The following is a 13353-nucleotide window of genomic DNA, read 5'->3' on the forward strand; positions in this document are numbered from 1 at the left end:
ATGCGTTTGCCCGGCAAATGCGGCTCCATCCGATCCCACTGGTGATCTTTCAACATCAGACGAACTCCGCTCACCCAAGCCTCCGCGCCCAAAAGGAGCTTGAATCAGATTTGCGAGTCCGTCGAAAGCCTGAATGTCAACGCGCTCTAGAGATAGTTGATGAGGCTGAGCTGCTTAAGCTGGGCAGTCAGGGAATAGGATGTTTGGATCTGCGTCATGAGCTGATCGACACGAACTTTGGCCTCCGTAGGATCGACAGCTTCCAGCCCACCTATGCGCTCGTCGAAGATGGACTTCTGCAGGTCCATCCTCTGGATGGCGGTCTCGGTTCTCGCCTGCGCCGTCCCAATGCGAGCCTGCACGTTAATCAGGCCGCTGATCGCCGACGAAAGAACCTCGATCGCTTTCGTGAACACAACGTTCCTCGCTTCGGGATTGAGTGACTCGATTCCGAGGTCAAAGACCATTGTGTAAGCCATGGCGATCTGCCGCATGGGGGTCGAACTTGCATTCGTCGATGTTTCGACCTTTTCCGTCGGCGATATCAGGCTTTGGATGTTCTGATCCGATGCATTCGAGAGCGTATTCCAGCCGGCTCCCTCGAAGATCTGCTTGAACGGTCCATCCAGAAAGGTCCGCATATCGCCCGGCGTGATCCCGGAGGCAAGCGGGTTGGTCTGCGCGAAGCCGAAGCCCCCGGACGCCGCTGGCGCGGAGAATGTGGTCGCGACCGCGCCCTTGAGCGAAAGCGGACTGCCGCCAGCATAGTCGTTGGCAGGCGCTGCCTTCGTGTTGATGCCGCCGAAGATGTACTGGCCACCGATCGAGACGTTGAGGTTTCCGATGAGGCTGCTCATGTAAGCCTCGGCTTGGCTCTTAATCGTCTCGACGGGGGGATTAGCCGGCAGTCCCACCAGCGCATCCCGAAATTTGGTTGCGCTCTCACGAATCCCGTCCAGGGCAGACGTCGTCGTCTTGAGGCGCTGGATTGCCAACCCGTTGCTGTCGGTCAGCGTGTCGATTTCCGCTCGCTGCTGGCGCAGGGAAAGCGACTCTCCGACCTTGTATCCGAGGGCGAGCCCGACATCCGCATGCCGCCCCGTCGTCAGTTCCGTATTGGCCTTCGTGAGGCTCTCCTGAAGCCTGTCGAGCGATGATCTAGGGGATTTCCACAGCGTCACCGTCGAAATGAATGTCGTCTTCATGCCCTAGCCCACCGCGTTAAGAAGAGTTTTGATCATCTGATCAATTACTGAGATCAGCTTCGCGGAAGCCGAATATGACTTTTCGAGCTGCAGCATCAGGGCGGTTTCGTCATCCTCATTGACATCGGTCGCGTTCGAAAGCGCTTCCGACGCATGTCCCAGGAGCGTATTCCGGTAATCCAGAGACTGGTCGGCACTCTGACGCGAGGACTCGACCCAGCTTGCGGATCCCTGGGCGAATTCCTGCAGGGACACCGTCGCTCCCAGACCCAAGGTCTTGTCGAACGTCCGCTCCTTCGTCATCTCTCCGACAAGTCCGTACAGACGACCGGAGAAAGCCGTATTGTCGGGATCGGAATTATAGCGGTAAGCTGCGTCATTGATCCCGCCGTCGCGAATGTTCTCGAACTTTCCGGTCGCACTCTTCGTCGGGTCGATCTCGTTGGAAATCCTGATCAACCCTGCCAGCCCGGTCGTCGCCGGCGATGCGGGAACGCCGGTTGCGCCCGGGAACGTGAAGACGCCCGGAAGATCGGGCTGCAACGCGTCGGTCTGATGCTCCTCCGCAAAGGCCTCGATGAGGCCGCGCGCGAGTTCGTCGAGCTGACGCTGGTAGGTCACGGCAACATCGTCCCGAACTGCCACCAGCCCGACGAGGTTGCCTGAATTCAAGGGCATCAGAGCCCCCTTACCGGTCACCTGGATGCCATCAATGGACACGGCGTTGCCAACCGTGCCGGGAGCGTAAACGTTTGTCTGGTCGAACTTGACCGGCCTGGCCGTCCTGTCGAACAGGGGAACGCCGCTGTCGGTATAGAGGGCGATGTCGTTGCCGGCCCTGGGCACGATCGTCACGCCGATTTCCTCGGACAACTGGGCGATCAGGCTGTCTCGGGTGTCCATGGCGTCGGTCACGTCCGCCCCGAGTGCCGAGCCGCTCATGACCTGCTGGTTGGCCTTCTCGAACTTGGCCAAGAGGTCGTTGATGCGGGCGACGGAATCGGCGATCTTGCCGTCAGCCTCCAAGCGGACGGCCTGAACGGCAGACGTGGCCTGATTGAGACTGGACGCCATGTTGCTGGCCGCCGTGACGAAGGCCCGGGCATACTGCGCGTTGTCGGGAGCATTGGCATATTGCTTGAGAGCACTGTCCAATGCTCCGATCCGGGCAGCGAGAGACTCATCGAGTTCAGTGTCGCCCACGGTCTGGCTCAGCTTCTCCAGTCCCTCAAGAAGCGCCTTCTGGGTTGCGGCATCAGATGTCGTTTCGAGCATCTTCGACAGGAGCGCCGCATCGCTGGCTCTCAGTGTTACGACACGGGCCGCACCTCCTTGGGTTACAAGGGACGCGATTTTGCGCGAGTAGCTTGGATCAGAGGCCCCGGTGATATTGCGCGAGACCGTCGCCATCTGAGATTGAGACGCCAGGAGTGATGAGCGCGCCGTATTATAGGCTACTGACAGAGACATGGATCAATGACCCTTGAGCAAATGGAAAAGGTTAGCGCTTCAGGTTCATCAAAACGTCGAGGAGTTCAGACCCGGTCTGGAAGACCTTCGAGTTCGCCGTGTAGCTGGTCTGAGCCTCGATCATCGCCGTCAGCTCCGTGCCGATATCGACATTCGATCCTTCAAGAGCACCCGATGCGATGGACCCGAAGCCGGACATTTCCGGGAAGCCTACTTGGTATCCACCAGAGCTCGCCGTCGTCTCGTAAACGTTGCCTGCGCGAGGGCTCAGGTTGTCTGGGCTCGACACGTTTGCCAGCGGGATGCGATAGGCCCCGACCCGGGTTCCATCCTCATAGACCGCATAGACAGTTCCGTCGGCTGCAAACTCGACGTCCTTCACTGCGGACGGGGCGTTGCCGTTGGCTTCACCAATGACATTGTACTCACCAGCCAACTGCGTCATGCCTGCCATATCAAGTTCAAACGTTTCACCGCCGGGAATGCCGAAAGTCATAATAGAGGTTGGCATCGTCGAGGCGAGTTGGCCGTCAGGATCGAAATCCAGAAACATTGACGTCGTTCCTGTCAACGGGCCGCCACTTGAGCCATTGGTAACGCTGATGCTCTACCGCGTATCGTCGATCTTCGATAGAGCAATGTCGATCTTGATTGGATTGCCGACCTTGTCATAGACCTGGAGCGAGGACCGCTGGCTGACTTCCGGAGGATCCGGAGGAAGCTTCGCAACTGTACTATCCGGCAGATTGCCCTTGAAGGTTCCCTTCGTCGATCCCGTAGCCTGCATGGCAAAGGACGCCATATTGACCGGCTCGACCCCGTCGAGGCTGTTCAAGGAAGGATTAACGGCTCCTGCCCCGAGCTTGTAGCCCATCAGGGTGAAGCCGGACGCATTCACGAGGTTGCCTGTCCGCCCATCTTTGACGAAGTTGCCAGCACGGGTCAGGTAGGGAGATCCGCTAGGGTCACTCACCACGAAGAAGCCGTTGCCGGAGATCGCCAGATCCGAGGCCGACGTCGTATAAGCAATGGGTCCCTGATCAGCGATTGTATAGCGAACCCTACTGGTGACGGAGCCAGAGTTATAGTTGCCTTCGCTTGAAGGAAGAATAAGAGATGAGAACTCCGTCGAAGCTCGCTTGTATCCGTTGGTGCTCGAGTTCTGGATGTTCTCGGCGACGGTACCCAACTTGTTCGACTGGGCGTTCATACCAGAAACGCCACTACGAAGAACGCCATAAAGACTCATCTAAAGCTCCTACGGTTTCAAACTGGACCTAACACCATGACGCTTGTGCGAAGCTGTATTCCGATCCAGGGCTGATGCTGCGAGACGTGAACAATTCTATTGCTTAAGGGCCTGCGCCAGATCCATGAAGGCATCGCGACTGGCCGGCATGGCTGGATCTTGCCGAAGCGCCTCGTAGATTTTCGGGACAAGAACGACAGCTTGGTCGAGCTCCTGATCATTGCCCGGGTGATAGCCGCCCATGAGCCTGAGATCCCGCGTATCCTCGAAACGGGCGATCAACCCGCGAAGGCGGCGCACAAGCTCCTTCTGGTCCGGCGACCAGACATGATCGGCCAGACGCGAGATCGATCCCAGGACATTAATGGCGGGATAACGTCCCTGATCTGCGATCGATCGATCCAAAACGATGTGACCGTCGAGCGTTCCGCGAATGTTGTCAGCGACAGGATCGTTGTGATCGTCGCCGTCGATGAGGACGGAGAAGATCCCGGTGATCGAACCCGTTCCTTCTGCCCCGGGGCCCGCTCTTTCCAGCAGACGGGGCAGGTCGCTGAAAACCCTGGGAGTATAGCCACGGGCAACGGCGGGCTCTCCGGCCGCGAGGGCTACGTCGCGCGGCGTGAGCATAGCGTGTCACGGAATCCACGATAAGCAGGACCGAATCACCGCAATCGCGGAAGTATTCGGCCAAGGCCACCGCCGTTCGTGGAGCCTGGCGCCGCATCATCGGGCTCTCGTCCCCGGTGGACACCACCATGACCGACTTATGCAGGTTCGCGTGAATGGGCCCTTCTAGGAACTCCCGCACCTCGCGACCGCGCTCTCCCACCAGTGCGACGACGATCGTGTCAAAGCCCTCGCACTTGGCAAGCATTGTCAGCAGCGTGGACTTGCCGACGCCCGAGCCCGCGAAAATGCCGATTCGCTGCCCTTGGCAGAGCGGCGTGAACAGATCGATGGCCTTGACGCCCGTTTTCAGGGGCGTCGTGACCCTTGCCCTTGTCATGGCAGACGGAGGCTCAGCATCGTTCTGTACCGGCTTGTGGCCCGGCAGGAGAGGTCCCAAGTCGTCCAGAGGCTTGCCGAGAGCGTTGATGACCCGCCCTCGCCAGCTGTGATCTGGGCTCAAGCCCGTATCGCCTACGATGAAGGCAGGCGTTCCGATACCGGCCTTGATGCGACCATCGAAGGGCTTTATGGTAATGCCGCCGTCATCGATGCGAACGACTTCTCCGATCTGCATCTTTCCCCGAAGCTGCAAAGCCCACTCGATCTCCGAGCCTCACGAACTGCGATAATCCCGCAACTCGATAATAACTGGGATTCACTTCGCGGATGGTTCCGCTGATCTGGATCTTCCGCCGCCCGACACATTCGGTCAGAACGAACGCTTCAAGCTTTTGGAGAGCGTTCATCACGGCCATCAGGAACTGGGACCAAGGGTCCGGATGGCATCCATAAGGGTCGACTCGCTCTCCTGGATCGTTGTCGCGGCGCTATCGAAATTCCTTTGGACCGCGATCATCTTCGTCATCTCCAGAACGGGATTGACGTTCGATCCTTCGCTGTATCCCTGTTGAACTCCGGTGGAGTTGAAGTCCTGAACGACTTCACCCGGAATGCTGGACATGACGCCGGAATTTCCGAAGCGGCTGAGCCTACTGTCATTTCTCAAGTTGAAGATACCGATGGCTCCGACCTGGTTGGTTCCCTGCATGATCGTTCCGTCGCGGCCGATGGTTGGGGAACCTACCATTGGATCGAGCGCGATGGGTGCACCGCCGGCATCAAGCACCGGATAGCCTTCGACGGTCAGAAGATCACCGTTCTCGTTCATCTTGAACCGGCCATCTCGAGTGTAGACCGCTCCATTGGGGCCGTTGAACGCGAACCAGGCCTCCCCCTGAATGGCGACATCAAGCGGGTTATCGGTCTTGACGATAGGGCCGGTCCGGCGTGACACGAAGTTTTGTCCGGAGGAAGCGAAGGACACATTTTCCTTAGCCGCGAGCGAGAGAATTTCCTCGAACTTCACCTCGTCCGCACGGAAGCCGCCCGTATTCATGTTTGCAACGTTGTTCGCAATCGTATTGAGGCGCTTCTCCATGGCTACCTGGGCGGATAATGCGACATAAAGCGAAGATTGCATCGAGGAGCTCCGGCTTTCTCTCATGAGGGCGGCTCGGTGAGACCGACCCTGATGGCGCAGCATCTGTCTGCCGCATGAACCTGGCCGAGACGTACTGGAACAGCCTTGCACGAGGCTTGCTCCCTTGTTTCCAGCTTCGCGGAAGCCTCCGCGATTAAGACATCCTCAACGGGTTGGACTTTCACACAAGGGACCACAGCTTTGGGCGTTTTGATCGGATTGGCAGTTGCCATTGGCTCGCTTGTGAGCGGCTATGTCGCCATGGGCGGTCATCTGGCCGTTATTTGGCAGCCTTGGGAATACGTGATCATCTGCGGCATCGCGATCGGTACATTCATCATCGCGAACCCCATGCCCCTGGTGAAGGACACAGGCCGGGCCGCGCGTGAGGCGATTTCTGGCGCTGTGCCCAAGAGAGATCACTATCTTGCGATTCTCGGCCTTCTCTATGCTCTCATGCGGGAGTTGAAGAACAAGCCGCGAAACGAGGTGGAAGGGCATATCGACCAGCCGGAAGAATCGGAGATCTTCAAGGCTTTTCCAAGCGTTCTCAAGGACAATGATCTCACGCTCTTCATTTGCGACTATGCGCGGTTGATCATCATTGGCAATGCGCGCCCCCATGAGATCGAAGCTCTCATGGAGGAAGAGATTGCGACCCTCAAGCGTGATCGCACAAAGCCTTATTACTCCATCAATACCGTATCGGAGGCGCTCCCCGCCCTCGGCATCGTGGCGGCCGTTCTGGGCATCGTGAAGGCTCTCGGCGCCATCGATCAATCGCCCACCATTCTGGGCGGGCTTATCGCCTCGGCGCTTGTTGGAACTTTCGGCGGCATCTTCATCTCCTATGCCTTCCTGTCGCCGCTTGCCAACAAGGTGAAGGCGACTCGCGAGAAACAGACGCGCGTCTATGTCATCGTCAAGCAGGCCTTTATCGCCTACATGAACGGCGCACTCCCGCAGATCGCCGTGGAACACGGCCGCAAGGGCATCTCCGTGGAGTATCGCCCGACCATCGACGAGGTTGAAACCGCGACGACGACGGGTGGCCGTTCCGAAGAGCTGAAAGAGGCCGCGTGATGATGAGCGGAGCACAAAGCGCCAACGACATTCGCGACATGCTTTTGGACGCGGCAGGCCTCTCGCTCGATCGCCTACCGATGCTTCACGTGATATTCGACCGCATGTCGACCAGCTGCGCCGAGCACCTGCGTCACATGGCGGCCTCACCCATGTACTACTCGCTCAGTGGGCTTGAGAGCGGTCGTGTCACCGAAATCCTGAAGATGTACGAGGCAAATGCCGTCGCGGGAATCTTCCATGCCCCGGAGTGGGACAGCCATATCCTGATCGGCTTCGACCGTGACTTCATCTACACGATGGTGGAGGTGCTCTTTGGCTCCGACGGCTCAGAACCGCCGGTGGAGGAAGCGCGGGGTTTCTCGAGCATCGAGCTCAGGATGGCTCAAACGCTCTTCGAACAGGTCGCGAAAGCTCTTCAAGCCTCCTTTTCACTTGTTGTCGATACGAAGTTCAAGCTCGAACGCATTGAGACCCGCATGGACTTCGCCATCATTGGACGGCGGAACAACCAGGCTATCGCAGCGAAATTCCTTCTCCAGGCGCTCAACCGCGGCGGCGAAATGTTCGTCATCATTCCGCAATCGGTTCTCAACCCGATGCGGAAGGCTCTCTCCCACGTGGTGACCGGCGAATCGTCGGGCCGGGACCCACGATGGATGAAGCAGATCGCCACCGAGGTGAAGAAAACCGAGGTGACTCTCAAGGCCGTTCTCGAGGAGCGATACCTCTCACTTGGCGAGATTTCGGACCTCAAGATCGGGGATGTCATCGAGCTGCAGGCAACTCCTCGCAGTCGCGTCAAGCTTGAAAGTAATCAGCAAGGTCTTTTCTGGTGCCATATCGGGCAGTCGGAGGGCTCCTATGTTCTGAAGGTCGATGAACTCATCGATCAGGAAAAAGAGTTTCTGGATGATGTCCTCCCTCGCTAACGCTATTCTGTTCCTTGCGCTTGTGACGACCAGCATCATGGTCGCAGTGATGTACCGAAAGCTCAAAAAGCTTGATCGCTACCATGCTGAGTATCAGCAAATATTCGATAAAACTGGAACCGCACTGGTGGCTGCTCAGAGCGCAGTGACGAACTTCGGCACAGAGGGAAAGGAGACCATCGTCCTTCTCAGTCAGCGAATCGAGGAAGCCCAGGCAGTCGTCGAACGACTTGAGCACCTCACTCGAGAGGCCCACCTGCAAATGCAGCCACGTTCCGGCATATCTAACTCATAAGGTTAATTCCCATGACGAATCCTTTCGAACCAAAACCCCAGGACAAGGCCGTGTGGCAGCAGGAAAATGCCTTCGAGAGCTCCGCCCAGCACGACGACAGACTGGGTGGAGGTAAGAACCTCGACTCGATCCTGCGTATTCCTGTCACAATCCAGGTTGTCCTCGGCTCGGCGACGATGCCCGTTGCCAACCTGATGAAGCTCGGGCGCGGTGCCATCGTCCCGCTCGATCACAGGGTGGGCGAGCCTGTTGATGTCGTCGTGAATGGACGTATCATCGCCCGCGGTGAGGTCGTTGTCGTCGAAGACGACAACTCTCGATTTGGCATCTCACTGACCGAAATCGTCGGTCCTCCTACCAACGATATTAACGGCTAAGTTGGTTTTACGACATGGTCGCTCACGTCCCCATGAAGGCGAACGGCACGAAGGTTCTGAAAGGACCTGAGCGGGTCGCAACACTCCTTTTTGCTATGGGAAAACCTGCCGCGAGCAGGATCCTCAAGCACTTCAGCGAGGAGGAAATTCGCCTTGTCACCAAATCCGCTGCTCAACTTGGGCCTGTCTCCCCGACCCAGATCGAGCAATTAGTTGAGGAGTTCGCATCGAATTTCTCTGACGGAGCGGACTTGGTCGGCGGTGCGGCCCACATCGAGAAACTGCTGACGGGAATTTTGAGCCCGGAGCAGATCGCCAACATCATGAGCGAGGTTGTCGGGAGCGCTAACAAAAGCATCTGGGAGCGCATATCGACCGTCAGTGAAAGTGCGATTGCCTCGTATCTCATGAAGGAGCATCCGCAGACTGCGGCTCTCATTCTATCGAAAGTAAAGCCATCTTGCGCCGCGAAGGTCATGACGCAGTTGCCGCAGCCTCTACGGAACAACCTCATGCGACGCATGCTGAGCATGAAGCCCATCGTTGATGAGACAATGAAGAACATCGAGAAGACATTGCATGAAGACTTCATGGCGAATTTCTCGAAAAATGCAGGATCTGACACCCACGCCAAGATTGCGGACATCATCAATAAGATGGAGCGGGATCACATGGAGGATGTGCTGAGCAGCCTCTCATCCGTTCGTCCGAAATCGGCGGAAATTCTGAGAGGCCTGCTCTTCACTTTCGACGATATCGTGAAGCTGACGCCGAGAGACCGTACAACCCTCTTCGACCAGGTGCCGCCAGATCGCGTTGTTCTGGCTCTGAAGGGTACAAATGACGAGTTCCGCAAAGTTGTCCTCTCTGCTCTCTCATCACGCGTTCGTCGCATGATCGAGCATGAACTCAACAGCAAGGAACCGTCCGCCCATCGCGACATCGCGGAGGCGAGACGAACCATTACGGATCTCGCGCTGGAGATGGCTGGTCGAGGAGAGATCGTCATCAACTCAGAGACCGAGGACGAAGCTTACTTCTAGCAGCCGAACCTTGGATCATGTCTGATACGGACGATAAAGACAGCAAAACAGAAGCGCCTTCCGATAAGAAGGTTCGCGATGCCATCGAGAAGGGCAATATTCCCTTTTCGAGAGAGGCACCCTTGTTCGCTTCTATTTTGGGAATTCTTCTCGTTCTGACATTCGCCGCCCGCGGCGCTACCAAGAGCCTGACGGAAAAGCTGTCACTCTTTGTCAACCGCCCGCAGGATTTTCGATTGGAATCCGGGTCGGACGCGGCCGCACTGATCCAGGCAGTGGCCCTTGAGGTCGGACAATTCCTCATCCCGACGATCGCTATTCTGGCAGCTTGCAGCTTGGCTGCATCAATATTTCAGAATGTACCGTCTGTTGTCTCCGAGCGGATCAGACCGCAATGGAACAGAATTTCACCCTTGAGCGGCTGGAACCGAATCTTCGGCCGGCAGGGGTTAGTGGAATTTTCAAAGTCATTGTTCAAGTTCGGAACGATGACTCTCGTCAGTCTCCTGCTTCTGAAGTCGGAGCAATACAAGGTTCTGAATGCCATGCTCACCGATCCCTCCCTCCTTCCGGAGCTGATGTTGACCATGGCCATGCGTCTTGTCTCCGCCATTGCCATCGCGACGATCGTCCTCGTTGCAGCGGATCTGCTCTGGGCCCGTTTCAAATGGCGCAGCGATCTGATGATGACGAAGCAGGAAGTTAAGGAAGAGTATAAGCAAATGGAAGGCGATCCGATGGTCAAGGCGCGGATGCGCTCCTTGGCTCAGGATCGAAGCCGCAAGCGAATGCTGGCTGCGGTTCCCAAGGCAACCTTCGTGATCGCCAATCCGACCCACTTTGCCATTGCCATGCGATATGAACGCAGTGAGGCGAACGCCCCGATCGTCGTCGCTAAGGGCAAGGATCTCATCGCATTGAAGATCCGTGAGATTGCCGAAAAAAGCGGCATTCCCGTGATCGAGGACAAGCCTCTGGCAAGATCCATGTACGATCATGTTGAAGTCGATCGGGTGATTCCGCCCGATTTCTATAAAGCCGTCGCTCAGATCCTGTTCTACATCCTCACGAGGTCTAAATGAGAAGCCTTCGCGCCGTCGAAGTTGCTGCTCCGTTGAGAGAGCATTGGGATATTCAAGCCTTCGAAGAAGTATTGGCGTGCAATATCAAGGATGTCATCGCCGATTTTTGCCTCACGGATGCTGAGATTATCCGCTTCTATGCCGACAATCAGCTGCACGGCAATATGGACGAGATGGTGACGTCGTCTGCCGAACTCTATTTCAAAGCCGAGACGCTGTCTTACGGCCATGTCGCACAAGTCAGCACTGGGCGCGAGGAGTCCTCATGTGTCGTTCTCGACATGGAATTCGTGCACGATTCCGTCACGGTTTTCTTCCAGCTCATCTTCGGCAACTATTACATTGGCGTCAAAATCAGCGAAGTTCTTCTTGATGCGACGTTCCGCAGGGTCGATTTCAACCCGTCTTCCTTTGAAAGGATTCTCTCGTCCGCCCGCTTGAGGCCGCTGCCGGCCCGGTTCAAATCATCCTACTGTCTTGCCGGATCCGTCCGCCATTGAGCACCGGCCGGTCACAGACTCATCTGATGCAACATAAAATCTTAAAAGCGATAAGCTTGGTCACGGTGGCAGCCACGATTTCGGCCTGCAACTCGACCGACACCTTATACAATCAGGGGCCGTGGGGTCCGGGGTATGTTCGCAGGAACTACCCGGAGTATTCCGCACCATGGGGTCGACACCTTTCCGGATCGCGCCAATATGGGGTCGGTGAACCTGTCGCAATCCCGGTCGATACGGTCGAATTCGACGTCGCACGACCTGAAAGACGTCGCGAAATCTATCTTGAAGCAGATATTGGTCCTGCCACCACGGCTCGGGACGTCGGCTCCATGGATCCTCCTGAGCCGGTTATCCTGACGACACCGGCCCCGGTCGCGCCTGAGCGCCCCTCGCTTGCGACGGGCCCAGCCTCCGGCAGCGCCCAATCGAGCCCTGCAGGCGTTTTCACGGCGCCCCAACGCGCTTCTTCCTATTCAGGAACCTGGAATGCCAGGGTTGGTGCGTCCTCCTGCAAAGTGCAGCTCTCGAGCGTTCCATCGCTGGATCTCTACAGAGCCTCAACGCAAGGATGTGCGCATGAGGCCCTGCGAAGCGTAAATGGATGGAGCTTCCGCGAGAACCAAGTGATCCTTTTCTCGCGCGGTCAGCTGGTTGCCCGCTTGTCGGGAGCGGAAGCGGCACTCGCCGGAACGCTGAACGGATCCGGATCGGAAGTCAGGATGTCACGGTAAGTGTCTCGGCTTCAGCCGTCTGAGGCCGTCTGTCCACTGCTCAGGCCCGGAGCGTCCGCGCAGAAGGTCCGGGCTCCTGGCGTCCACTGGCCAAACCCAGTTGCAACCATGTTGGCGATCACGCGGCAGACGTAACGCTTTTGGGCGGGATCGTTGTTCGGCCCCGCGTGATAGCGTGCGACGGCCATCGTCCAAGTCTCGTGACGCGCCTTCAGCTCCCTCAGGAATCGCGCGGCATATTCCACATTGGTGCGTGGATTCAGCATGCCTTCCAGCGATGAAAAGTTTTCACGATGATAAAGATGGTTGATCTGCATGCAGCCGAGATCTATGAGCCTCGCGCCGCCTCTGCTAGCTTCCTCGAAACGCTGTATCGCCTCAGCCGCGCTGTTCGAGAACACGGCCTTTCCTTCGACGTTCATGGCATAGGGTTGCAGGCTGCCGCGTCGTCCCGTTTCGGTAAGACCGACGGAATAGAGCATGCCTAACGGCACTCCATACTTGGACGAGGCTCGCATCATCTCTCGTTCGCATTGGCCCGCTGGAGACTGGGCCAGGGCCGGGGTCGAGATCCAGCTGCTAAAGGTAGATCCCGCCATAATGGCTAGCGCCAGAAGGCAATCCCTCACTATCATCCTTGTGGATGTCCGATCCGCCTCTGCCATAACGGTCACCCTGGTTGCGGGAGGAGTTTCCCTGACCCGCTGCCGCACCTTGCTCGAAGGACTGGCTCTGCGCCTGATTTCCCTGCTGCGGACGTTGGAATGAGGAGCGGTCATGAGAGGCAGCTTCAGTGGATTGAATGTTAATCACGTCGGGACGATAACCAGATACCCGAAGGAGACTGGACAGCTTTTCCGCATCGTTCCGCAGGAGTTCGGCTGTATCCTCACTTTGAGCCTGGATTTCCATTTCAATACTGTCGCCGGCAAGCCGCATCCTGATCGTTAGGAGACCGAGCTCCGCCGGCTTCAGCTGGAGATCCAAAACTCTGAGAACGCCAGCCGATGCCCTCGCAGTGGCTACCCGATTCAAACCATCATGCTGAAAGGTTGGCTGCTGAGGCTCAGGCACCCCCTTGACATCATCGATGATGGACTTAGCCCGGTTAATTCACGGCGCCCCATCTGAGATTGGCTGTACGAGCCTTGCTGGCAAAGTTGACCGGATTTCAGGCATGTCCTCACCACCTCCAGGCGTTCTGCTTGGCGGATGAGAGCGGCGCGTTTGC

Annotated in this window: 12 protein-coding genes and 2 pseudogenes; 7 read left to right on the top strand and 7 right to left on the bottom strand. The window is 57.3% G+C overall.

Annotation, left to right across the window (positions count from 1 at the left end):
* Window positions 1–146: 146 nt before the first annotated feature.
* The 5 genes and pseudogenes from FS320_RS28065 to flgF all read right to left on the bottom strand — a co-directional run bounded on the left by FS320_RS28065 (window position 147) and on the right by flgF (window position 6076).
* Entirely contained in the window at window positions 147–1205 is a 1059-nt protein-coding gene (locus FS320_RS28065) for a flagellar hook-associated family protein (protein ID WP_152715513.1), read from the bottom strand.
* Window positions 1206–1208: 3 nt separating this feature from the next.
* On the bottom strand, window positions 1209–2675 hold the full coding sequence (flgK, locus tag FS320_RS28070; protein ID WP_152715515.1) for a flagellar hook-associated protein FlgK: 1467 nt from the start codon (window positions 2673–2675) through the stop codon (window positions 1209–1211).
* A gap of 31 nt (window positions 2676–2706) precedes the next feature.
* Window positions 2707–3924: pseudogene (locus FS320_RS28075) on the bottom strand (flagellar hook protein FlgE).
* Between the two features lie 96 nt (window positions 3925–4020).
* Window positions 4021–5342 (bottom strand): annotated as a pseudogene (gene fliI / locus FS320_RS28080) (flagellar protein export ATPase FliI).
* An 8-nt stretch (window positions 5343–5350) separates the two neighbouring features.
* Complete coding sequence (flgF, locus tag FS320_RS28085; protein ID WP_152715517.1) at window positions 5351–6076, bottom strand: flagellar basal-body rod protein FlgF; 726 nt, start codon at window positions 6074–6076, stop codon at window positions 5351–5353.
* 201 nt (window positions 6077–6277) lie between these two features.
* On the opposite strand from flgF, the gene motA reads away from it, so the two are divergent.
* The 7 genes from motA to FS320_RS28120 are packed head-to-tail and all read left to right on the top strand — an operon-like array spanning window position 6278 to window position 11388.
* Window positions 6278–7159 (top strand): flagellar motor stator protein MotA, encoded by an 882-nt coding sequence (gene motA, locus FS320_RS28090; protein ID WP_152715519.1) that lies wholly within the window; start codon window positions 6278–6280, stop codon window positions 7157–7159.
* A complete protein-coding gene (locus tag FS320_RS28095; protein ID WP_152715521.1) occupies window positions 7159–8091 on the top strand; it encodes a flagellar motor switch protein FliM in 933 nt (310 codons plus the stop codon). Before motA ends, FS320_RS28095 begins: the two co-directional genes overlap by 1 nt.
* Window positions 8072–8386 carry a hypothetical protein gene (locus FS320_RS28100; RefSeq protein ID WP_152715523.1) on the top strand — a complete coding sequence of 105 codons (315 nt, stop codon included), beginning with the start codon at window positions 8072–8074 and terminating at the stop codon, window positions 8384–8386. Before FS320_RS28095 ends, FS320_RS28100 begins: the two co-directional genes overlap by 20 nt.
* An 11-nt stretch (window positions 8387–8397) precedes the next feature.
* Entirely contained in the window at window positions 8398–8763 is a 366-nt protein-coding gene (gene fliN, locus FS320_RS28105) for a flagellar motor switch protein FliN (RefSeq protein ID WP_244627436.1), read from the top strand.
* 14 nt (window positions 8764–8777) lie between these two features.
* A complete protein-coding gene (locus tag FS320_RS28110) occupies window positions 8778–9806 on the top strand; it encodes a flagellar motor switch protein FliG (protein WP_152715525.1) in 1029 nt (342 codons plus the stop codon).
* Between the two features lie 17 nt (window positions 9807–9823).
* Window positions 9824–10888 carry a flagellar biosynthesis protein FlhB gene (flhB, locus tag FS320_RS28115; RefSeq protein ID WP_152715527.1) on the top strand — a complete coding sequence of 355 codons (1065 nt, stop codon included), beginning with the start codon at window positions 9824–9826 and terminating at the stop codon, window positions 10886–10888.
* On the top strand, window positions 10885–11388 hold the full coding sequence (locus FS320_RS28120; RefSeq protein ID WP_152715529.1) for a hypothetical protein: 504 nt from the start codon (window positions 10885–10887) through the stop codon (window positions 11386–11388). Before flhB ends, FS320_RS28120 begins: the two co-directional genes overlap by 4 nt.
* Before the next feature lie 745 nt (window positions 11389–12133).
* On the opposite strand, the gene FS320_RS28130 is transcribed toward FS320_RS28120, so the two are convergent.
* Window positions 12134–12721 carry a transglycosylase SLT domain-containing protein gene (locus tag FS320_RS28130; RefSeq protein WP_162003287.1) on the bottom strand — a complete coding sequence of 196 codons (588 nt, stop codon included), beginning with the start codon at window positions 12719–12721 and terminating at the stop codon, window positions 12134–12136.
* Window positions 12702–13196, bottom strand: a complete 495-nt coding sequence (gene fliK, locus FS320_RS28135; protein WP_152715532.1) for a flagellar hook-length control protein FliK — start codon at window positions 13194–13196, stop codon at window positions 12702–12704. Before fliK ends, FS320_RS28130 begins: the two co-directional genes overlap by 20 nt.
* Window positions 13197–13353 lie beyond the last annotated feature (157 nt).

Source organism: Microvirga tunisiensis, from assembly GCF_009296175.1.
Classification (GTDB): domain Bacteria; phylum Pseudomonadota; class Alphaproteobacteria; order Rhizobiales; family Beijerinckiaceae; genus Microvirga; species Microvirga tunisiensis.